Here is a 21438-nt window from a genome sequence, read left to right as displayed (position 1 = left end):
GCACCAACCATGCAACCTCAATTCCGCATCATCGCGGACGGCCATGACATCACCACGCTGCTTAACGACCGCCTGTTGCTGTTACGCACCACTGATAAACCAGGCCTGGAATCCGACGAGTTCGAACTGCGCCTCGATGCCCGCGATGGCGCCCTGGCCTTGCCAGCCAGGGGCGCAGTGCTCGAGGTGCACCTGGGTTACGCCGGGCACCCGCTGAACCGCCTGGGCCGCTACACCGTGGATGAGGTCGAGCTGTCCGGCCCGCCGGACACCCTCGTGATCCGCGGCAAGGCCAGCGACCTGCGCGGCAGCGGCAAGACCATCCGCAGTGGCAGTTGGGAGAATGCGACGTTGCAGCGCATCGTCGCCGAGATCGGCGCCCGCAATGGCTGGCAGGCCGTGTGCCCGGTAGCCGTGCAGGTGCCGCGGATCGACCAGTACAGCGAGTCGGACTTCAACTTCATCACCCGCCTGGCACGCCTGCATGACTGCACCGCCAAGCTCGCCAACGGCCAGCTGCTGGTGCTGCCGCGCCAGGGCGGCCAGAGCGCCAGCGGCAAGCCCCTGGGGGTGATCGGCATTGTCCGCAGCGACGTCAGCCAGTGGCAGTTTCGCCTGGCTGACAAGAGTACCCACAAGGCCGTCAGGACCCGCCACCAGGACAGCGCCAGCGGGCGCCTGCAGGCGGTGGAACTGGACAATGGCGATGCGCCGGACGGCCTGCAGCCGGTCTACACCGACCGCCACCTGTATCCCAACCGCGCGGCGGCGGAACAGGCCGCCCGCGCCCGCCTGGCCAGCTTCAACCGCGACACCGCCAGCGTGCGCCTGGACATGCCCGGGCGCACCGACCTGTTCGCCGAGCGCGCCATCGATGTCCAGGGCTTCCTGGCCGGGCTGGATGGCCACTACCTGATCGAGTCGGTCGAGCAGGTGTTCACCAGCAGCGGCTGGCGCACCACCGTGCAGTGCAACGGCGGCCGCCAGGGCAAGGCCAAGGCCAAGGGTTCCGCGCCTCGGCGGGCGGGTTCGCTCAAGGCCTGAGACAGGGCGGTGAGGGTTTCCCGATGCCTGCCGGCGGTGGCGCTCCCTATAGTCGCTGTCAGCCGGCCGCATCACCCTGTTTCAGAGCTCCAGATCAGGTACGGCGCACGCCACATCTTGACCCCTGTGAAAGCCAAGCGCTTCGAGCCATCGCCCATGAGCGAGCCACAGGCGGCACCGGCCGCCTTTCGATCAGACCGCAATGGAGAATGCACCGATGCCGCTCACTGAACAGCAACTCAAGCAGATCTACCCGCTCGCCGGCCAACGCGTCGCCGCCTTCCTGCCGGCGCTGAACACGGCCATGGCCAACTGGGAAATCGACCACCCCAAACGCATTGCCGCGTTCCTGGCCCAGGTCGGCCATGAATCCGGCCAGCTGCGCTACGTCAAGGAACTGGGCAACGATCGCTACCTGGCCCGCTACGACACCGGCACCCTGGCCCTGCGCCTGGGTAACACCCCCGAAGCCGACGGCGACGGCCAACGCTATTGTGGCCGTGGCCTGATCCAGGTGACCGGGCGCAACAACTACCAAGCCTGCAGCCGTGCGCTGTTCGGCGACGAACGCCTGCTGGCGCAACCGCAGATGCTCGAGCAGCCGCGCTGGGCCTGCGAGTCGGCGGCCTGGTTCTGGCACTCGCGCGGGCTCAATGCCCTGGCCGACCAGGGTGAGTTCAACCGCATCACCCGGCATATCAACGGCGGCCTGAACGGCTTATCGGAACGGCTCGAGCTGTGGGCGCGGGCGCGGGAGGTACTGTGCTGAACCGCCTGCAATTGGTGTTGTGCCTCGGCTTGATGGCGCTGTCCGCCGCGTTGGCCTGGCAGCTGCAGGGCTGGCGCCTTGGCCGTCAACTGGCCGAGCAGGAACAGGCGCTGGTGCAGCAGCGCCTGGACCAGGCCGAGGCGCTGCACGGCCTGTTGCTCGCCGAGCGCGATCAGCGCCAGGACCTCGAACAACGCCTGCACGACAGTGAAACGAAGCATTTCCAGGAGCTGACCGATGCCCAACAGACTCAGGCTCGCCTGCGTGACCGCCTTGCTACTGCCGATCTGCGCCTGTCGGTCCTGGTCGAGCGCGACACCGCCTGTGCCCCAATGCCTGCCGCCGCCGGCACCAGCGGCGTGGATCATGGCCCCGTACGCGCCCGACTTGACCCGGCGCATGCTCGACGAATTGTCGCCATCACCGACGACGGCGACCGTGGACTGATTGCCTTGCGGGCGTGCCAGGCCTATATCCGCGCGCTGTCGCCTTGAGCGCTTGCCAGCAGGGGCGGGAGTGGTAGGGTAGGGCGCAGTCTTGCCAGGAGCTAGCCATGGACCCGATCACCGTTCTCTCCACCCGCCTGGGTGAACACCTGCGGCGCTTCAACGCCCAGGTGAGCACCGCCGAATCCTGCACCGGCGGCGGCATCGCCGAGGCGATCACCCGCATCCCCGGCAGCTCGGCCTGGTTCGAGGCCGGCTATGTCACCTATTCCAATGCCCAGAAAACCCGCCAGCTGGGCGTCCCCGAGGCGTTGTTCGCCCAGGTGGGGGCGGTCAGCCAGGAAGTGGTCGAGGCCATGGTGCGGGGCGCCCAGGCCGCCAGCGGAGCGCGCTTTGCGGTGGCGGTCAGCGGCGTGGCCGGTCCCGACGGCGGTTCGCCGGCCAAGCCGGTGGGCACGGTGTGGCTGGCCTGGGCCGACGGAACCCACGTGAGCAGCGAGCGCCGGCACTTCGACGGTGACCGCGAAGCGGTGCGCCGACAGACGGTGATCGCCGCGTTAGACGGCTTGTTACAGCTTGGCGCGGAGTAAATCGCCCGACGGGGGTTTGCGGAAACGAATCGCTGTGGAATAATACTGGCTACTTATACAGTTATTCCGGCCGTCAGGGCCACGTCGAACACGTGAGGATTTCAATGGACGACAACAAGAAGCGCGCCTTGGCTGCGGCCCTGGGTCAAATCGAACGCCAATTCGGCAAGGGCGCGGTCATGCGCATGGGCGACCACGAGCGCCAGGCCATCCCAGCCATCTCCACCGGTTCCCTGGGCCTGGACATCGCCCTGGGCATCGGCGGTCTGCCGAAAGGCCGTATCGTCGAGATCTACGGCCCGGAATCCTCGGGTAAAACCACGCTGACCCTGTCGGTCATCGCTGAGGCCCAGAAGAACGGCGCCACCTGCGCCTTCGTCGACGCCGAGCACGCCCTCGACCCTGAATACGCCGGCAAACTGGGCGTCAACGTCGACGACCTGCTGGTCTCGCAGCCGGACACCGGCGAGCAGGCCCTGGAAATCACCGACATGCTGGTGCGCTCCAACGCCGTCGACGTGATCATCGTCGACTCCGTGGCCGCCCTGGTGCCGAAGGCCGAGATCGAAGGCGAGATGGGCGACATGCACGTCGGCCTGCAGGCCCGCCTGATGTCCCAGGCCCTGCGCAAGATCACCGGTAACATCAAGAACGCCAACTGCCTGGTCATCTTCATCAACCAGATCCGTATGAAGATCGGCGTGATGTTCGGCAGCCCGGAAACCACAACCGGTGGTAACGCCCTGAAGTTCTACGCCTCGGTGCGCCTGGACATCCGCCGTACCGGCGCGGTCAAGGAAGGCGACGAAGTGGTTGGCAGCGAAACCCGCGTCAAGATCGTCAAGAACAAGGTTTCGCCACCGTTCCGTCAGGCCGAGTTCCAGATCCTCTACGGCAAGGGCATCTACCGTAACGGCGAGATCATCGACCTGGGTGTGTCCCAAGGCCTGGTGGAAAAATCCGGTGCCTGGTACAGCTACCAGGGTAACAAGATCGGTCAGGGCAAGGCCAACGCCGCCAAGTACCTGCAAGAGAACCCGGCCATTGGCAGCGAGATCGAGAAGCAGATTCGCGACAAGCTGCTGACCGCTGGTGCCGCCGCCGCTGCTGCAGCTGCCGCCAAGGCCGGTGCAGCCGAAGCCGATGCCGACGACCTGGCTGACGCTGACGCCGGTTATTGATTGGCCCCATGTCCGTCGTACTCGACACCCCCGTCGCCGTTCGGCGGACAGCCATGGACCTGCTCGCACGCCGCGAGCATGGTCGTGTCGAGCTGACGCGCAAGTTGCGTCAGCGTGGTGCACCGGATGAGCTGATCGAGCCTGCGCTTGATCGGCTGGCCGAAGAAGGGCTACTCAGTGAAGCTCGCTATCTGGAAAGTTTCATCCGCTACCGGTCCAGTGCTGGCTACGGCCCCGCGCGAATTCGCGAGGAGCTTGGCCAGCGTGGTTTGAACCGTGGCGATATCGACCAAGCCCTGCGCGACAGCGAAGTGGACTGGGCGACGCAACTGCGCGATGTCTGGCAGCGCAAGTTCGCCGGGCAACGCCCGCAAGACCCACGCAGCCGGGCGCAACAGACGCGCTTTCTCGCCTACCGTGGTTTCCCCATGGACATGATCGGTCGGCTACTCAGCGGTCGCGACCTCGACGATTATTGATGCCCTGTACGGCTGACGCCCATGCGTGTCAGCCGTACAGGGCATTTTGCGTTCAGCTGACTCGCAGCGCTTCCCGGGCGCGCTGGGTGGTGTGCATCGGCTGGGGTTTGGCCCAGTTCTCCGGCAGGTTGATGAAGTCCACCAGTTCGCGCAGGCGGCCCTGGTCGCGGCCGTTGAAGGCGAAGGTCAGGCGCGTCAGGTGGCTGAAGTTGCCTTCCTCATGTTCGGCGCCGCTGTCCGGTTGCTGGTGGTACCTGCCGCTCAGGCGCAGGTCGGCGAAGCCTTCCTCCACATCATGCAGGGCCGCCTCGCTCAAGGGGTGGTGCATGCGGATCACGAACTGGCTCTTCAGCCAGCGGCTGGAGTGGTAGTTGCTGTAGAACTGGTTGATCTCCTCGACCGCCTCGTCGGCGCTGTGCACCAGGCGTACCAGCTTGAGGTCGCTGGGCAGGATGTAGCGGTTCTCTTCGAGTTGGCGGCTGATGAAGCCCAGGGCGTCCTGCCAGAAACTGCCGCCGGGCGAGTCGAGCAGCACCACCGGCACCAACGGGCTCTTGCCGGTCTGGATCAGCGTCAGTACCTCCAACGCCTCGTCGAGGGTGCCGAAGCCACCGGGGCAGAGCACCAATGCGTCGGCTTCCTTGACGAAGAACAGCTTGCGGATGAAGAAAAAGTGGAACGGCAGCAGCTTGTCGGTGCCATTGACCGTGGCATTGGCGTGCTGTTCGAACGGCAGGGTGATGTTGAAGCCCAGGCTGTGGTCGGTGCCGGCGCCTTCATGGGCGGCGGCCATGATCCCGCCGCCGGCGCCGGTGATCACCATCAGGTCCGAACGCGCCAGCGTTGCGCCCAGTTCCCGGGCCAGGGCGTACATAGGGTGTTCCAGCGGCGTGCGCGCCGAGCCGAACACGGTGACCTTACGCCGCCCCTTGTAGTGCTCGAGGGTGCGGAAGGAGTGGTCCAGCTCGCGCAGGGCCTGCAGGGTGATCTTGGCGTTCCAGCGGTTGCGATCGTCGTGGGCCATGCGCAGCACGGTCAGCAGCATGTCGCGGTACAGCGGCAGGTTGGGACTGTTCGGCGCGACCAGTTGCAGTTGCTCGTCGATCTTGCTCAGGTCGATGCCGTTGTCCCTGAAATGGTTGAACAGCAGCTCGTTCGATTGGTAAGGCATTCAACGTCTCCTTCTGCAGCAAAACCTCTGACCGGGTCGATGGCGTGTCCCGGCCGCGACACTGCGTGTGTCGCTGGCTGCTGTGGCTCGAGTGTGCCCCCCGAGCGTTGCAGTAGGCCTTCAAGGCCATGTTGCAGTGGCAATTCCATCGCGTTGTCGTTGTTGTGGGTACTCGTTATCAATCTAGACGCTGGCGCGGCTTCGTGCCGCCACAGGCGCGCACTACCGCCGGTCAGGCGCAAACCAGTGCTGGCGGGACTTTGGTTAACTGGGGACAGTGGGCGATACAGCGAGGTGGCGGTATGCACCGGCTGGTGATCGAGGTGGATGGGCAACTGTTGCAGTTGCTCGAGTACGAGGCCAAGGCTCATCACCTGAGCCTTGAGGGGGAGTGCGTGCGTCGCCTGCAGGGGGCCGAGGCGCATTCGCGTTACCTGCAGGCCCTGCTGGCCGAGTTGCGCGCCGATGATGAGCAGCGGCGCGCCAGAAACAGCGATCAGCTGGCCTGAATCACTTCTTCTTGTTGCCGGCTGTGCAGCTGGCAGCGTCGAACGCCTGGTCCATGACCGGCTGGTTGGTCTTGTAGACGGTGAAGCGGTAGACCATCACGGCGCCCTTGGACATCAGCTGGCGGTAGCCGTTGTTGCGGCACACGCTGTCACCCAGCTGGCTGCGGACCTGCGCAGGATTGGCCTGCATGCGCTGGGCATGCTCCTGGCGCACGCTCAGGTGGTTGACCAGTGCCTTGCCTTCGACGGTGTAGCCCTGGTCGAGGATGTCCTCGTTGATGGCCCGCGGGGTGCCGACGCTGCTTTCCTTGGCGACCTTCTGCAGCATCTGGTTCAGCTCGTATTCCTGCTTGGACGCAGCCTGGGCGGCCAGGGGCAGGGCGAGCAACAGGCTCAGGGTCGGGACGATAAGACGCAGCATGGATCTCTCCTGGTTCGATGACTGGCGCTTTGACCAGCGCCTACGGGCGGCGTTCCATGAAAGCGCAGGGTTTCCAGGCCGCCAGAACCTGCGATTATAAAGGAGCGGCGCCGCTGGCTGCACGGCAAAAGACGTGGGCTCTGGTAGACTGGGCGCTTTGTTTTCATCGAGTCGTCGCCGTGCCCCTCCCACTTCCCTGCCAAGGCCTGCTGCCATGAGCCACGCGGTAGCGCGCCTGCGCGCCGAGCGCCTGGCGCGCAGCATCAAACCCTTTGTCGCCCGAGGCTCGCGCGCCGAGCGCTGCCCGGATTGCCGGGTGATCGCCACGCACTGCCTGTGTGCCTGGAAACCCCGGGTGCCGGCCGAGTCCGGCATGTGCCTGCTGATGCACGACACCGAGCCATTGAAGCCGACCAACACCGGCTGGCTGATCGCCGATGTGATCGAGGACACCTCGGCCTTCGGCTGGTTGCGCACGTCGGTGGACGAGGGGCTGCTGGCGCTGCTGGACGATCCCCGATGGCAGCCCTACATCGTCTTTCCGGGCGAGTTCGTCAAGGAAGAGCGGGTGGTCAGCGAAGTCGTGCGCGAGCCGGGCAAGCGCCCGTTGTTCATCCTGCTCGACGCCACCTGGACCGAGGCGCGCAAGATGTTCCGCAAGAGCCCTTACCTCGATCGCTTCCCGGTGCTGAGCCTGCAACCGGAGCAGATGTCGCGCTACCGCCTGCGCCGTTCCAAGCGCGACGATCACTTCTGCACCGCCGAAGTGGCCGCCATGTGCCTGGAACTGGCCGGCGACGGCCAGGCCTCGCAGGCCCTGGACGCCTACCTGGACGTCTTCAGCCTGCACTACCTGAGCGGCAAGCGGCGCCTGCCGCTGGACGAGCAGGACGAGGTCCACCAGCGTTTGCATACCTTCCTATAGTCCAAGGGGCAGGCGCGACGGATTGGTTCATACTGTCGGGGCTGGCAGCCAGGGTAGGCGGGTTCGACCGGGCAATTGGCTTGACCACCCGGGGCGTGCTCGGCATCCTTGGCGCCGCTTCGGGCACGACGAAGCTGCTGTTACCCCGGACTTCGCCGTGCCATCCCGGCCGGCGGCCCTGCCGTTCGCGCCATGAGTTGCCCGCCAGGCGTCTCCCGTATCCCCTGCGCCTGGCACAGAACAGGATCCTTAGATCGATGGCCACATACGAAATCCTGATTGCCGATGACCACCCGCTGTTTCGCAGCGCACTGCGCCAGGCCGTTACCCTCGGCCTGGGCCCGGACGTGCGCCTGGTCGAGGTGGCGAGCATCGCCGAACTGGAAACCAGCCTCACCGAGAAAGCCGACTGGGACCTGGTCCTGCTGGACCTGAACATGCCCGGCGCCTACGGATTCTCTGGCCTGGTCCTGCTGCGCGGCCAGTACCCGCAGATCCCAGTGGTAATGGTCTCGGCCCAGGAAGAGGCAGCCGTCGTGGTCAAGTCCCGCGAATTCGGCGCCAGCGGTTTCATTCCCAAGTCCAGCGAGCTGAGCAAGATCCAGGAAGCGGTGCGCAACGTGCTCGACGGTGATGTCTGGTGGCCGCCGCAGGCGTTCGACAAGGTCGATGTGTCGGCCGAGGCCAAGGCCGCCAGCGAAGGCCTGGCCAGCCTCACCCCGCAGCAGTTCCGCGTGCTGACCATGGTCTGCGAAGGGCTGCTGAACAAGCAGATTGCCTATGAGCTGAACGTTTCCGAGGCGACCATCAAGGCCCACGTGACGGCGATCTTCCGCAAGCTGGGGGTGCGCACGCGGACCCAGGCGGCGTTGCTGCTGCAACAACTTGAATCGGTTTCGGCCAGCTAAGTACCCGTGCATTCACGCTTTTTTGACTCCGACTGGACTAGCCTGCGGGCCTTTCTCCGGTGAAGTGACGGACACACATGTCGCCATTCAAAGGCCAGACCGGCCTCAAACGTATCGTCAACGCCGCCGGCTACTCGCTGGACGGCCTGCGCACCGCCTTCAAGGGCGAGGCCGCTTTCCGTCAACTGGTGCTGCTCAACGTGGTGCTGGTGCCGCTGGCCTTCTGGCTGCCGGTCAGCCGCGGTGAGCGGGCGATCCTCATTGCCGTGTGCCTGCTGGGGCTGATCGTCGAATTGCTCAATTCGGCGGTGGAGGCGGCCATCGACCGCATCTCCCTCGATCGCCACCCGCTGTCGAAGAACGCCAAGGACATGGGCAGCGCCGCGCAGTTGGTGGCCATGAGCATGGTCGCGGTGGTTTGGGGCGTGATCCTGCTCGGTTGAGCCTTCAGGCGATCGGTGGCAGCACGATCTCGTCGCTGCGCCGAACGCCGGCGGTGAAGCTGCGGCACAGCTCGAGGAACTCGCGCATGGCCGAGGTCTGGTACTTCTGCTTGTGCCAGATGAAGTAGAACTGCCGCGCCAGGTCCAGGGTCGGGGTTTCCACCGGCACCAGGCTGCCGCGGCGGAAGGCGTCACGCAGGGCCAGACGCGAAATGCAGCCGATGCCAAGGCCCGACTCCACCGCGCGCTTGATCGCCTCGGTGTGTTCCAGCTCCAGGCGGATGTTCAGGTTGGCGCGGTGATGGCGCATGGCCTGGTCGAAGGTCAGGCGCGTGCCCGAGCCCTGCTCACGCAGGATCCAGGCTTCATGGGATAACTGCTCGATACTGGCATGGCCGACCTTCGCCAGGGGATGCTGGGGCGCGCAGAACACCACCAGTTCGTCCTCCACCCAAGGCTGCACCTCGAGATCGGGGTGGTTGCAGTCACCTTCGATTAGACCCAGGTCAATTTCATAGTGGGCGACCTGTTGCACGATATGCGCGGTGTTCTGCACATGCAGCTTGACCTGGCTTTCCGGGTGCACCTGCATGAAGCTGCCGATCAGCAGGGTGGCCAGATAGTTGCCGATGGTCAACGTGGCGCCGACAGCCAGCGAGCCGAACCCCGACTTGCCGTTGAGCAGGTCCTCGATCTCCTTGGCCTGGTCGAGCAGGGCCACGGCCTGGGGCAGCAGTTGATGGCCCAGGGCATTGAGGCTCAGGCGCTTGCCGGCGCGGTCGAACAACTGGCAGCTGGATTGGCGTTCCAGTTCGGTGATCGAGGTGCTGGCGGCCGATTGCGACAAGGCCAGCACGCCAGCGGCCCGGGACACGCTCTGGTGCTGGGCGACGGCGACGAAGACCTGGAGCTGACGGAGTGTGAATCGCATATCTATATAACCGATAACACATATCTTGATAATTCAGTTAACAGATATTGTCGCTGCCCCTAAACTATCGCGCAACTGCGCGTCTTGCGCGCGCCGCGTTTTCCTTCAGGAGCCCCATCGATGAGCAACATGAACCACGAACGTGTCCTCAGTGTGCACCACTGGAACGACACCCTGTTCAGCTTCAAGTGCACCCGTGATCCGGGTCTGCGCTTCGAGAACGGTCAGTTCGTGATGATCGGCCTGCAGCAGGACAGCGGCCGTCCGCTCATGCGCGCCTACTCCATCGCCTCGCCGAACTGGGAAGAGCACCTGGAGTTCTTCAGCATCAAGGTGCCGGACGGCCCGCTGACCTCGCAGCTGCAGCACCTGAAGGAAGGCGACGAGATCATCATCAGCAAGAAGCCTACCGGTACCCTGGTGCTCGACGACCTGAACCCGGGCAAGCATCTCTACCTGCTGAGCACCGGCACTGGCCTGGCGCCGTTCATGAGCGTCATCCAGGATCCGGAGACCTACGAGCGCTTCGAGAAGGTGATCCTGGTCCACGGCGTGCGCTACGTCAACGAAGTGGCCTACCGTGAGTTCATCACCGAGCACCTGCCGCAGAACGAGTTCTTCGGTGACGCGGTGCGCGACAAGCTGATCTACTACCCGACCGTGACCCGTGAGCCGTTCGAGAACCAGGGTCGCCTGACCGACCTGATGCGCAGCGGCAAGCTGTTCAGCGACATCGGCCTGCCACCGATCAACCCGCAGGACGACCGCGCGATGATCTGCGGCAGCCCGAGCATGCTCGACGAGACCAGCGAAGTGCTCGACAGCTTCGGCCTGAAGATCTCCCCGCGCATGCGTGAGCCGGGTGATTACCTGATCGAGCGTGCGTTCGTCGAGAAGTAAGGCGAGCGGCAGGCATGAAAAACGCAGGCTTGGCCTGCGTTTTTTTATGCCTGGCATGTGCGTCTGATCGACGTCACATCACTCCAGCATCACCTCCAGCACCCGGATTACATCCGGCTGCGGGTAATGCCAGCGCACCTGCACATCCCAGAACTTCACCCCATACACCCGTTCGGGCGGTGGTACCTGGTAGGCCGGGCGTGGATCCTGGGCCAGGCACTGCTCGATCAGCTCGACCAAGGGTTCGCCCAGGCGCAGTGCGTGGGTGTGTGCCTGGGGCAGTGCGCTCTCGCTCCATTGCACGCTGATCGGCTCCGGCGCATCACTGGCCATCAGGTTCGATGCCTCGGCGACGCTGTCCGCATACGGCACGTAAGGCTTGATATCCAGCACCGGGGTACCGTCCAGCAGGTCGATCCCCGACAGCAGCAAACGCCCCGGCTCGACGCCTTCCAGGCGCACCACCGACTGACCGATGCCATTGGGTCGATGGGTGGCCCGGGTGGCGAACACCCCCATGCTCTTGTTGCCGCCCAGGCGCGGTGGCCGAACCTTCAGGCGTGGCTTGTCTTCCAGTGCCTGGTGGAACAGGAACAGCAGCCATACATGGCTGACCTGTTCCAGCCCTTCGACGGCATCGCTCTGGTCAAAGGGCGACAGCAACTCCAGCACGCCACGGGCGGCCGGCGCCAGCTGGGGCTGGCGCGGGATGGCGAACTTCTCCTTGAAGCAGGAGCGGATGATGCCGACCGGTGAGACGGTATGCTGCATCACGGCTCAGCCGCGCACGCGCAGGGTCAGGCCCTTGAGGAAGTTGCGCAGCAACTGGTCGCCGCAGGGGCGGTAGTTGTCGTGGCCGACCTTGCGGAACAGTGCGCTCAGCTCGGGCTTGGACACCGGGAAGTTGACCGACTTGAGCACTGCGTGCAGGTCGTCTTCCTTCAGCTCGAAGGCCACCCGCAGCTTCTTGAGCACGGTGTTGTTGGTCACCGGCACCTCGATTGGCTGCGGTGGACGGCTGTCGTCACGGCCGCGACGGTGGATTACCAGGCCGTCGAGGAAGTGTGCCATGACCTTCTCCGGGCAGGACACGAAGCCAGGTTCCTCTTCTTTCTTGACGTAGCCGGCGATGGCCTCGGCGGAAACCTCAAGGCCCGAGAGCTTGATGATCTCGGCCAGCTTCTGGTCGTTGGCCTTGAGCATGTAGCGCAGGCTGCGCAGTACATCGTTGTGGTTCATTGCAGCGAATCCTGTTCTGTTGCCGCGTCACTCATTGCGCGGCGGTAATGCTAAAAGCGTTCGGTGGCGGCCACATAGCGCCACTGGCCCACTGGCAGCTTGCCCATCGACACGCCACCCAGGCGAATGCGGCGCATCGCCAGGACCTTGAGGCCAGCGGTCTCGCACAGTTGTTCGATCAACCCGGGCTGCGGGTTTTTCAGGACCATGCGCAGGTGCTGTTCGTTCTGCCAGCTGGCCTTGGCCTTCGGCAGTTCGACGCCCTTGCGCTCGACACCGCGGGCCAGGCGCTCGAGGGCGCCTGGCTTGGCTTGACCGCTGACCTGCACAATGTATTCCTGCTCCATGCGGCGCAGGTCGGCGTCTAGCTTGCGGGTCACCCGCCAGTCTTGGGTGAACAGTTGCAGGCCGCTGGCGCCAGGCAGCAGTGGGGCGACGCAGGCCTGGCGGGCGAAATGCCCGTGAAGCGGGCGCACGCCTTCGCGGTGCGCTTCGCTGAGGCTGGCCATGTTCATGCCCGCCTGGGCGCTGGCGGTGTCCTGCCCGACCTGCTGGTTGAGTAGCAGGGTCACCGGCTCCAGCGTTTCGGCGCGGGCACCCGGGAGCAGTTCGACGCGTTGCCCAGCGACCTTGAACTGTGGCTGCTCGACCACCTCGCCGTCGACCGTGACCCAGCCTCCCTCGATGTACAGTTCGGCCTCTCGGCGGGAGCAGCCAAGCTGTTCGATGAGGCGTTTGGAGAGACGAATGGGTTCGGACATGGACACGGGCATCACGCGGCAGGGAAAGCTTTCATTGTACCTGCCTGCGCGGGGCAGCGGCTGCAAATCGATGTCATTTCCGCCATTTCGGAGCTGAGTGTTGGTTTCCTTGGCTTATGTCCTAGGACGTTGTACGAACTAGCCTCATGTGCAGCAGGGGATAGGGCTGCCCCAGGCCGTCGGTTTCCGAGCGCCCGTACACCTCGAAACCCTCGTGCAGATAGAAGCCCAGGGCCTGGGGGTTCTGCTCGTTGACATCCAGGCGTTCGGCGTTGAGCTCGCTTACCGCGTGCCGCAGCAGGCGCTGGCCGATACCCTGGCCACGGTGCTCCGGCGCGACAAAAAGCATGTCGACACGGCCGTTGGCCACGCCGGCGAAACCGAGGATGCGCCGCCTGGCGTCCTTGCAGCAGACCAGCATCACCGCATCGAGGTACTTGCGCAGTACATGCTCGCGCAGCAGCACGATGTAGCCGTCGGGCAGGAAGTCGTGGGTAGCGCGCACTGACGCCTCCCACACTCGAACCAGTTCGGGGTAGTCGCTCAGGTGGGGCGTTTGCAGCGTGACGGTGGGCGACATCCTGTGATCCTCGGGGCCATTGAGGAAAACATAGATGCAAAAAAATACCCCGCCAGTGGGCGGGGTATCTTCAGGCGATCATCGCTCAGACGGGCTCGGCCCACATGTCGTACTCGTCGGCATCGACGATGCGGCAACGGACCTTGTCGCCCGGCTTGAAGCCGTGGTCGCCGTCGATGAACACGTTGCCGTCGATCTCCGGCGCGTCGAAGAAGCTGCGGCCGACCGAGCCTTGTTCCTCGACCTCGTCGATCAGCACTTCGATCTCCTTGCCGATGCGTTGTTGCAGGCGCGCGGCGCTGATCGCCTGCTGGTGGGCCATGAAGCGGTCCCAGCGCTCCTGCTTGACGTCGTCCGGTACTTCATCCAGGCCCAGGTCATTGGCCGGGGCGCCTTCGACCGGCGAGTACTGGAAGCAGCCGACGCGGTCGAGCTGGGCTTCGGTCAGCCAGTCGAGCAGGTACTGGAAGTCTTCCTCGGTCTCGCCGGGGAAGCCGACGATGAAGGTCGAACGGATCACCAGCTCAGGGCACTGCTCGCGCCAGCTCTTGATGCGCGCCAGGGTGCGGTCTTCGAAGGCCGGGCGCTTCATCGACTTGAGCACCTTGGGGCTGGCGTGCTGGAACGGGATGTCCAGGTACGGCAGGATCTTGCCGGCGGCCATCAGCGGGATCACGTCGTCGACGTTCGGGTACGGGTAGACATAGTGCAGGCGCACCCAGGCACCCAGGCTGCTCAGGGCCTCGCACAGCTCGAGCATGCGGGTCTTGACCGGGCGGCCGTTCCAGAAGTCGGTCTTGTACTTGACGTCGACGCCGTAGGCGCTGGTGTCCTGGGAAATCACCAGGATCTCCTTGACGCCGGCCTTGACCAGGCGCTCGGCCTCGCTCAGCACTTCACCGACCGGACGGCTGACCAGCTTGCCGCGCATCGACGGGATGATGCAGAAGCTGCAGCTGTGGTTGCAGCCTTCGGAAATCTTCAGGTAGGCATAGTGGCGCGGGGTCAGCTTGATGCCTTGCGGCGGCACCAGGTCGATCAGCGGGTTGTGATCCTGGCGTGGTGGCACCACCTCGTGCACGGCGTTGACCACCTGCTCGTACTGCTGGGGGCCACTGACCGACAGCACACTCGGGTGTACGTCGCGGATATTGCCTTCCTCGACACCCATGCAGCCGGTGACGATGACCTTGCCGTTCTCCTTGATCGCCTCGCCGATCACTTCCAGCGACTCGGCCTTGGCGCTGTCGATGAAGCCGCAGGTGTTGACCACCACCACGTCGGCGCCATCGTAGGTAGGCACGACTTCATAGCCTTCCATGCGCAGCTGGGTCAGGATGCGCTCGGAATCGACCAGGGCCTTTGGGCAACCCAGGGAAACGAAGCCGACCTTTGGGGTGGCGGGAGTGGTGGACATGGCTAACCTCGGTATTGAATGCAGTTCGCCCGGCTGGAATCGCGGGCGATCTTGACGGGCGCTTTTTGGCGCCTCTGATCAAAAAGTGCGCAATTCTAGCGAGCGCAAGGTCGCTTTACCAGCAGAAATACGACGAACGCTGCGCTATGCTTCGCGCCGTTGCGCCGGGGCATCCGGGGTGGTCCGGCGCGGGTAGGAATTCAACCGGTCTAGTTGGCCTTCTGCGGGAGTGGTCGATGGTTCAGGCAAGCAGTCACGCCGAAGGCGGGCACGAGGGCAAGCAGGGGGCGGCGAAGTCGCTGGGGCTGCTCGTGGCAGCTGTTGGGGTGGTCTATGGCGATATCGGCACCAGTCCGCTGTACACCCTCAAAGAGGTCTTCACCGGTGGTTACGGCGTGCAGGTCAATCACGATGGGGTGCTGGGCATCCTGTCGTTGATCCTCTGGTCGCTGCTCTGGGTGGTATCGTTCAAGTATGTGATGTTCATCCTGCGCGCCGACAACCAGGGCGAGGGCGGGACCATGGCGCTCACCGCGCTGGCGCGGCGCGCCACGGCTGAATACCCGAAACTGCGGGCACTGATGGTCGGCTGTGGTCTGGTCGGTGCCTCGCTGTTCTATGGCGACAGCATGATCACCCCGGCGGTGTCGGTGCTCTCGGCGGTGGAGGGCATGGGCCTGGCCTTCGAAGGCATCGACCACTGGGTGGTGCCGATCTCGCTGGTGGTGCTGGTGGCGCTGTTCCTGGTGCAGAAGCACGGCACCGAGAAGATCGGCAAGCTGTTCGGCCCGATCATGGTCACCTGGTTCGTGGTGCTGGGGGCGCTGGGGGTACACGGCATCTCGCAGAGCCCGGAAGTGCTCAAGGCCTTCAACCCGGTCTGGGCGCTGAATTTCTTCATCGTTCATCCGGGCATGGGCGTGGCCATTCTCGGCGCAGTGGTGCTGGCGCTGACCGGCGCCGAGGCCCTGTACGCCGACATGGGCCACTTCGGCCGCAAGCCCATCGCCCGCGCCTGGTTCGCCCTGGTGCTGCCGGCGCTGGTGCTCAACTACTTCGGCCAGGGCGCGATACTGCTGCAGAACCCCGAGGCCGCGCGCAATCCGTTCTACTTGCTGGCGCCGAGTTGGGCGCTGCTGCCGCTGGTCGGCCTGGCAACCATGGCCACGGTGATCGCTTCCCAGGCGGTGATCTCGGGTGCCTTCTCCCTGACCCGCCAGGCCATCCAGCTGGGCTACGTGCCGCGTATGCAGATCCAGCACACCTCCAGCGACGAGCAGGGGCAGATCTACATCGGTGCGGTGAACTGGACCCTGATGGTCGGTGTGGTGCTGCTGGTGATCGGCTTCGAGTCGTCCGGCGCCCTCGCTGCGGCCTATGGCGTGGCGGTTACCGGCACCATGCTGATGACCACCATCCTGGTCTCGGCGGTCATGCTGCTGCTGTGGAAGTGGCCACCGGTGCTGGCGGTCCCGCTGTTGGTGGGCTTCCTGTTCGTCGACGGGCTGTTCTTCGCCGCCAACGTGCCGAAGATCGTCCAGGGCGGCGCCTTCCCGGTGCTGGCGGGGATCGTGTTGTTCGTGCTGATGAGCACCTGGAAGCGCGGCAAGCAGATCCTGGTCGACCGCATCGACGAAGGCGCGCTGCCGTTACCGGTGTTCATCGGCAGCATCCGCGTGCAGCCGCCGCACCGGGTCGAGGGCACCGCGGTGTTCCTCACCGCCCGGCCCGATGCCGTGCCCCATGCGCTGCTGCACAACATGCTGCACAACCAGGTTCTGCACAGCCAGGTGGTGCTGCTGACGGTGGTCAGCGAAGATCGGCCGCGGGTGCCGGAGCATGAGCGGTTCGAGGTGGAGGCCTATGGCGACGGGTTCTTCCGGGTGCTGCTGCACTTCGGCTTCATGGACGAGCCGGACGTGCCGGCGGCGCTGAAGCTGTGCCATCTGGATGAGCTGGACTTCAGCCCGATGCGCACCACCTACTTCCTCAGCCGGGAAACGGTGATCGCCTCGCGTCTTGAAGGCATGTCGCGCTGGCGCGGGAACCTGTTCGCGTTCCTGCTGAAGAATGCCAACGGCAACCTGCGGTTCTTCAACCTGCCGCTCAATCGGGTGATCGAGCTGGGGACGCAGGTCGAGATCTGAGGACGAAAGCATCGCGGGGCAAGCCCGCTCCCACAAGGATTACACAGGCCTTGTGGGAGCGGGCTTGCCCCGCGATGGGCCGCACAGCGACCGGTTTACATCATTTCTCAGCGACGTTGGCCTTTCCCTGGCGGGTCTCGATCTCGCCGATCAGGCGCTTGGCCAGCGCCGGGTAGTTCTCGTCGAAGTGATGGCCGCCTGGCAGCTTCATACGCTCGCCCACTGCCGTCTTGTCGGTGCAGCCGCTTTCGTCGGTCTCTTCCACGCCGTAGATGCATACCACCTTCGCTGCCGGCAACCTGGCCATCTCAGGCCCGGTCGGGGCCTCCTGACCTTCCTTGCCCAGCCAGCCTTCCACCTCGATCTCAAAGCTGCCGCTGCGGGCGAAGGCCAACAGGATCACCGCGTCGATGCGCTTCTGGTCTTCCTCGGAGAGGCGGTTGTAGATGGCCGGCAGCACATCGGCGCCAAACGAGTAACCGGTCAGTACGAAGCGCTTGGTGCCCCATTTCTGGCGGTAGTGCTGCATCAGTTCGGACAGGTCGGCGGCACTCTGTTCCGGGGTCTTGTGCTGCCAGTAGTAGCGCAGGGTGTCGATGCCCACCACCGGGTAGCCGAGCTTGGCCATCTCGCCGGCCACGTCGCGGTCCAGGTCGCGCCAGCCGCCGTCGCCGGAAAGGAACAGGGTCACGGTGTCGGTGGTCTGCCCAGCCGGGACTTCCACTACCGGGATCGCCAGGGCGTTGCCGTCGTGGCCGACCAGGGCCTGGGTCAGCTGCGCCTTGAGCACCTGGGGCAGGTGGATGTCGTAGTCGGCGATGCTGGTCTCGGCGTTGGCTTGGTCGCGCACGAAGGCGGCGCTGGCGTCATCCGGGTTGTCGTTCCAGGCCACGTTCCAGTGGCCATGGGCGGCGGACTTGGGCAGGGCGGCCTGGCAACCGGGTTGCTCGAGGGTGAAGTCCACCGAGATCGCCCGGGCCTTGTCGTCGCCCTGCGCGGCCAGCCAGCGCCAGGCCTGGGCCGCGCCCGGACCGATGCCGGCGACCAGGGTCGGCTTGTCAGCCAGGCGGGTGAGGGCCTGGTCCATCGCCGCCTGCTGCTTGGCGCAATCGGCGGGTGGCAGGATCACCTGCACCAGCTGGGCCTCGCCGGCCTGGCTCAGGTCGAGCAGCTGCTTGTCGGTCAGGGCCTGGTCCTGGGGCACGCCGATGGCCACCCGGGCCTTGGCGTGCACGCCGGGGGTGGCGCGGGTCAGGGCGCTGCCGTCGTCGAGGGTGAGGTGCTCCAGGCGCGCCTCGGGCGCCGGCCGGGTCCACAGCCAGAAGGCCGCGCCGCCGGCCAGCACGGCCAGCAGCAGGGGAATCAGTACGTACAACCAATAGCGTCGGATCATCAACGTTTCACCAATCCAGTCAGGCCGCCAGCGATCAGGGCGGCGGTGTCAGCCAGTGCCACCAGCGGGTCGAGCCCGGCCGGCACGGCCATGTAGCGGGGTTCCCAGTCCGGCTGGAACTTGTCCTTGAAGCGCCGCAGGCCCTGGAAGTTGTAGAGCTGCTCGCCGCGCTGGAACACCATCGAGCCCAGGCGCTGGGTCAAGGGGGCGCCACGGCGCGGCTGCAAGCCGGAGAGGGGGACCATCCCCAGGCTGAAACGGCCATAGTCATGGCTCTTGTAGTGCAGGATCAGGCCGACCATCATGAATTCCATGGTCAGCTTCGGCGCTTCCGGGTGCGCGCGCATCAGGTCGAGACTGGCCAACTCGTTGCTGTGGGTTTCCAGCAGGTTGGCGAAGGCCACCGGGCGGCCCTGGAAGCGGATCAGCGCGATGCGGAAATGCTGCAGGTACTCGGGGCTGAAGCGGCCGAGGGAGAAGCCTTTCTCGCGCACGTTCTTGCCGCCGAGCCAGGCGTCGGAGATTTCCTTGAGCTCGGCCAGCGGTGCCTGGCCGGGCTCATGGATCTCCAGGGCCAGGCCATCGCGCCCGCCCCGGTTCCAGGTGTAGCGCAGGTCCTTCATCTCCTTGCCCTTGGCCTCGATGTCGAAGCGCCGCAGGTCGACCCGGGCTTCTTCGCCGAGCTTGATCGCGGTCAGGCCGATGTCCATGTAGAAAGGCAGATTCTCCGCCCGCACCTGGTAGAACACCGGGCGCGCATGGTGCAGGTCGCACAGGTCGCGGAACTGCCAGATCATCTCGGCGCGCTCCTGGGCCGGCCCGATCGGATCGTACAGGGCCACCAGGCTGCGACCGCGGCGGGCGTACATGAGGAAGGCGTTGTCGTTGGGGTGGAACAGCAGCGCCTTGTCACCGGTCAGGGCCAGGCCGCCGTCGGGCTGGTCGGAGGCCAGCAGGATGCGGTTGGCGCGTTGCAACTCGTCCTCGGTCGGCAGGTGGATGACCGGGCGGGCGGTGCGCAGCAGCCAGGTCAGGGCAACGATCACCAACAGCACGGCGCTGCCGAGGGCGGCACGCAGGCCGCGCGGCGCGTCGGCGTCGAGGGTGAACTGCCACCACAGCTTGTGGGTGTAGGGCACGTCCTGGTAGGCGAACAGCAGCAACCACACCGAGGCGCCGACCACGCAGGCGCTGGCCACCAGGTATACCGGCGAGAACGGCAGCTCCAGCAGGCGGCTGGGGCGGTAGAACGAGCGGCGGAACAGGGCGAGCAGGGCGGCGGTGAAGCACATCAGGCTGGCTTCTTCCCAGTCGAAGCCCTTGAGCAGCGACAGCACCGCGCCCACCAGCAGCAGCACCGTGGTCAGCAGCCAGGCAGCCGACAGTCGCCGGCGCAGGCCCTGGGCGAGCAGCAGGCAGAGCACGCCGATCAGGCTGGCGCCGAAGTGCGAGGCATCGATCAGGCGGTGCGGAATCAGGAAGCCCATGTGTTCCAGGCGGCTGTCGATTTCCGGGGTGGCGCCGGAAAACAGCAGCACCACGCCGGAGAGGAACACCAGGATCGCCAGCACCGGCGCGGCCAGCCCCGAGGCGGCGCGGATCGCCTGTTGGGTGACCATCAGGCGGCGGGCCTCGTTGGCCAGTAGCAGCACACAGGCCACCAGCAGCGGCATGACCACGTAGATCAGCCGGTACAGCAGCAGCGCGGCGGCCAGCGGCGCGGCCCCCAGCTGGTTGGCGAAGGCCGCCAGCAGGATCGCCTCGAACACGCCGACGCCACCCGGCACATGGCTGAGCACGCCGGCGGCGAGGGCGAGCAGGTAGACCAGCACGAAGGCGCCGAACGGCGGTGCTTCTGGCAGCAGCAGGTAGAGCACGGTGGCGGCGGCGGCGACATCCAGCGCGGTGATCAGCAGTTGCAGCGCGGTCAGTCGGGCGCCCGGCAGGCGCAGGGTGCGGCGGCCGAACTGCACCAGCAGACTGTCGGCCAGCGGTTGTTCGGGCAGGCGACGACGATACAGGCCCATCACCAGGGCGGTGGCCACCACCAGCACGGCGACTGCGATACCGCCCAGCAGCGGTGCTTGCAGGCGCAGTGCGGTTGCCGCCGCCGGCAGATCGCTCAGGGTGGCCAGTGCCGCCAGGGGCGGGAGGGCACAGCCCAGCGAGAGACTGGCAAAGACCGTCATGCGCGCGACTTCCGCGGCGCCCAGGCCTTGGCGCGCGTAGAGGCGATAGCGTACTGAACCGCCAGACAGCATCGACAGGCCAATGGCGTTGCCGATGGCGAAGGCACTGAAGCCGCCCAGCACCAGGGTGCGGGGTGGCAGTTGCACGGCCGCGTAGCGGCTGGCCGACCATTCATAGCCCAGCAGGATGACGAAACCGACCACGGTGGCCAGGACCGCGCCGAGCAGTGCATTGGCCGGTACGCTGAGCATGGCATCGTGCAGGGCATAGATGTCCAGTTCGCTCAGCAGGTGGCGACAGGCGATCAGGCCCATGGCGAACAACACCAGGGTCACTGCCAGCCCCAGCGGTTGGCGGTACTTGCTCAGGCGCTCCAGCCAGGGCAGGCGCTGGGCAGCCGTTGGCAAGGCCGCCGTCAGCGGTGCCTGGGTTTCGGGAGTGGGGGCGGTCATGGGGTGCCTCGTGCGGTCTGCGCGAGGTGAAGGCAAGGTACGGCCAAGTGAAAGTCCCTTTGGAAAAACGTATCCGAATATTACTCCGGGCCGACGGCTTAATCTGTTTCAGGATAGTTAAAGATAGTTCATTCAGCCGCAGGGGCGCGGCAAGGGAGGCAGGTAGCGGGGAAGGGGCAATTGGCTTTTACGGAGCCTGAATGCAACAAGCCCCGCACTATCTTGCGATAGGCGGGGCTTGTTCTGACGAATATGGTTGCGGGAGCCGGATTTGAACCGACGACCTTCGGGTTATGAGCCCGACGAGCTACCAGGCTGCTCCATCCCGCGCCTGTGGGGCCGAATTCTACGGATTTTGTACTGGGAGTCAAGCGTTACTGTTTGATTTTTCGAAAGTTTTTACTGATCGATAATCAAGAGACAATAAAAAAGGCCACTGTCTCGACAGTGGCCTTTTCTTGAATCTGGTTGCGGGAGCCGGATTTGAACCGACGACCTTCGGGTTATGAGCCCGACGAGCTACCAGGCTGCTCCATCCCGCG

Annotated in this window: 22 protein-coding genes and 2 tRNA genes; 12 read left to right on the top strand and 12 right to left on the bottom strand. The window is 65.3% G+C overall.

Annotation, left to right across the window (positions count from 1 at the left end; genetic code table 11):
• Window positions 1-9 precede the first annotated feature (9 nt).
• The 6 genes from HU735_RS18220 (at window position 10) to recX (ending at window position 4509) form a co-directional block, all read left to right on the top strand.
• Window positions 10-1044, top strand: a complete 1035-nt coding sequence (locus tag HU735_RS18220) for a contractile injection system protein, VgrG/Pvc8 family (protein WP_186714651.1) — start codon at window positions 10-12, stop codon at window positions 1042-1044.
• Between the two features lie 217 nt (window positions 1045-1261).
• Window positions 1262-1813, top strand: a complete 552-nt coding sequence (locus tag HU735_RS18215; RefSeq protein WP_186714650.1) for a glycoside hydrolase family 19 protein — start codon at window positions 1262-1264, stop codon at window positions 1811-1813.
• A gap of 32 nt (window positions 1814-1845) precedes the next feature.
• Complete coding sequence (locus HU735_RS18210; protein ID WP_186714696.1) at window positions 1846-2307, top strand: lysis system i-spanin subunit Rz; 462 nt, start codon at window positions 1846-1848, stop codon at window positions 2305-2307.
• Between the two features lie 59 nt (window positions 2308-2366).
• Window positions 2367-2849: a nicotinamide-nucleotide amidohydrolase family protein gene (locus HU735_RS18205; protein ID WP_028690617.1), complete on the top strand. Its 483-nt coding sequence runs from the start codon at window positions 2367-2369 to the stop codon at window positions 2847-2849.
• A 104-nt stretch (window positions 2850-2953) separates the two neighbouring features.
• Window positions 2954-4030, top strand: a complete 1077-nt coding sequence (recA, locus tag HU735_RS18200; RefSeq protein ID WP_028690616.1) for a recombinase RecA — start codon at window positions 2954-2956, stop codon at window positions 4028-4030.
• Between the two features lie 8 nt (window positions 4031-4038).
• Window positions 4039-4509 (top strand): recombination regulator RecX, encoded by a 471-nt coding sequence (recX, locus tag HU735_RS18195; RefSeq protein ID WP_028690615.1) that lies wholly within the window; start codon window positions 4039-4041, stop codon window positions 4507-4509.
• A 52-nt stretch (window positions 4510-4561) separates the two neighbouring features.
• Here the strand turns inward: recX and HU735_RS18190 are convergent, their stop codons facing one another.
• The gene (locus HU735_RS18190) at window positions 4562-5680 is read right to left on the bottom strand and encodes an LOG family protein (protein ID WP_186714649.1); all 1119 of its coding nucleotides are present in this window, start codon (window positions 5678-5680) and stop codon (window positions 4562-4564) included.
• A 302-nt stretch (window positions 5681-5982) separates the two neighbouring features.
• Here HU735_RS18190 and HU735_RS18185 point away from each other — a divergent pair, with 302 nt between their 5' ends.
• Window positions 5983-6189: a hypothetical protein gene (locus HU735_RS18185; protein WP_186714648.1), complete on the top strand. Its 207-nt coding sequence runs from the start codon at window positions 5983-5985 to the stop codon at window positions 6187-6189.
• Between the two features lies 1 nt (window position 6190).
• Here HU735_RS18185 and HU735_RS18180 read toward each other — a convergent pair whose 3' ends face one another.
• A complete protein-coding gene (locus tag HU735_RS18180; protein WP_186714647.1) occupies window positions 6191-6610 on the bottom strand; it encodes a quorum-sensing-regulated virulence factor family protein in 420 nt (139 codons plus the stop codon).
• Window positions 6611-6824: 214 nt separating this feature from the next.
• Here HU735_RS18180 and HU735_RS18175 point away from each other — a divergent pair, with 214 nt between their 5' ends.
• The 3 genes from HU735_RS18175 to HU735_RS18165 all read left to right on the top strand — a co-directional run bounded on the left by HU735_RS18175 (window position 6825) and on the right by HU735_RS18165 (window position 8886).
• On the top strand, window positions 6825-7535 hold the full coding sequence (locus tag HU735_RS18175; RefSeq protein ID WP_186714646.1) for a tRNA-uridine aminocarboxypropyltransferase: 711 nt from the start codon (window positions 6825-6827) through the stop codon (window positions 7533-7535).
• Window positions 7536-7792: 257 nt separating this feature from the next.
• Window positions 7793-8443, top strand: a complete 651-nt coding sequence (gene erdR, locus HU735_RS18170) for a response regulator transcription factor ErdR (RefSeq protein ID WP_028690610.1) — start codon at window positions 7793-7795, stop codon at window positions 8441-8443.
• 77 nt (window positions 8444-8520) lie between these two features.
• Window positions 8521-8886, top strand: a complete 366-nt coding sequence (locus HU735_RS18165) for a diacylglycerol kinase (protein ID WP_050704455.1) — start codon at window positions 8521-8523, stop codon at window positions 8884-8886.
• A gap of 4 nt (window positions 8887-8890) precedes the next feature.
• Here HU735_RS18165 and finR read toward each other — a convergent pair whose 3' ends face one another.
• The gene (gene finR / locus HU735_RS18160; protein ID WP_186714645.1) at window positions 8891-9817 is read right to left on the bottom strand and encodes a LysR family transcriptional regulator FinR; all 927 of its coding nucleotides are present in this window, start codon (window positions 9815-9817) and stop codon (window positions 8891-8893) included.
• Between the two features lie 120 nt (window positions 9818-9937).
• Here finR and fpr point away from each other — a divergent pair, with 120 nt between their 5' ends.
• Window positions 9938-10717 (top strand): ferredoxin-NADP reductase, encoded by a 780-nt coding sequence (gene fpr / locus HU735_RS18155; protein ID WP_028690607.1) that lies wholly within the window; start codon window positions 9938-9940, stop codon window positions 10715-10717.
• Window positions 10718-10795: 78 nt separating this feature from the next.
• Here fpr and tsaA read toward each other — a convergent pair whose 3' ends face one another.
• The 5 genes from tsaA to rimO form a co-directional block, all read right to left on the bottom strand.
• Window positions 10796-11488: a tRNA (N6-threonylcarbamoyladenosine(37)-N6)-methyltransferase TrmO gene (tsaA, locus tag HU735_RS18150; RefSeq protein WP_186714644.1), complete on the bottom strand. Its 693-nt coding sequence runs from the start codon at window positions 11486-11488 to the stop codon at window positions 10796-10798.
• Between the two features lie 6 nt (window positions 11489-11494).
• Complete coding sequence (locus HU735_RS18145; protein WP_186714643.1) at window positions 11495-11956, bottom strand: DUF1456 family protein; 462 nt, start codon at window positions 11954-11956, stop codon at window positions 11495-11497.
• Between the two features lie 50 nt (window positions 11957-12006).
• A complete protein-coding gene (locus HU735_RS18140) occupies window positions 12007-12717 on the bottom strand; it encodes an rRNA pseudouridine synthase (protein ID WP_186714642.1) in 711 nt (236 codons plus the stop codon).
• Between the two features lie 121 nt (window positions 12718-12838).
• The gene (locus tag HU735_RS18135; protein WP_186714641.1) at window positions 12839-13297 is read right to left on the bottom strand and encodes a GNAT family N-acetyltransferase; all 459 of its coding nucleotides are present in this window, start codon (window positions 13295-13297) and stop codon (window positions 12839-12841) included.
• 85 nt (window positions 13298-13382) lie between these two features.
• Window positions 13383-14714, bottom strand: a complete 1332-nt coding sequence (gene rimO, locus HU735_RS18130; RefSeq protein ID WP_050704462.1) for a 30S ribosomal protein S12 methylthiotransferase RimO — start codon at window positions 14712-14714, stop codon at window positions 13383-13385.
• A gap of 236 nt (window positions 14715-14950) precedes the next feature.
• Here rimO and HU735_RS18125 point away from each other — a divergent pair, with 236 nt between their 5' ends.
• On the top strand, window positions 14951-16861 hold the full coding sequence (locus tag HU735_RS18125; protein WP_186714640.1) for a potassium transporter Kup: 1911 nt from the start codon (window positions 14951-14953) through the stop codon (window positions 16859-16861).
• 100 nt (window positions 16862-16961) lie between these two features.
• On the opposite strand, the gene HU735_RS18120 is transcribed toward HU735_RS18125, so the two are convergent.
• The 4 genes from HU735_RS18120 to HU735_RS18105 all read right to left on the bottom strand — a co-directional run bounded on the left by HU735_RS18120 (window position 16962) and on the right by HU735_RS18105 (window position 21438).
• On the bottom strand, window positions 16962-18254 hold the full coding sequence (locus HU735_RS18120; protein WP_186714639.1) for a virulence factor family protein: 1293 nt from the start codon (window positions 18252-18254) through the stop codon (window positions 16962-16964).
• Window positions 18254-20896, bottom strand: a complete 2643-nt coding sequence (gene mprF, locus HU735_RS18115) for a bifunctional lysylphosphatidylglycerol flippase/synthetase MprF (RefSeq protein WP_186714638.1) — start codon at window positions 20894-20896, stop codon at window positions 18254-18256. The genes HU735_RS18120 and mprF overlap by 1 nt, the downstream gene beginning before the upstream one ends.
• A gap of 253 nt (window positions 20897-21149) precedes the next feature.
• Window positions 21150-21226, bottom strand: a tRNA-Met gene (locus tag HU735_RS18110).
• Between the two features lie 135 nt (window positions 21227-21361).
• Window positions 21362-21438, bottom strand: a tRNA-Met gene (locus HU735_RS18105).

The organism is Pseudomonas sp. BW16M2 (assembly GCF_014268865.1).
Lineage (GTDB): Bacteria > Pseudomonadota > Gammaproteobacteria > Pseudomonadales > Pseudomonadaceae > Aquipseudomonas > Aquipseudomonas peradeniyensis.
The sequence above is the reverse complement of the archived record's forward strand: the minus strand, read 5'-3'. Positions and strand labels throughout refer to the sequence as shown.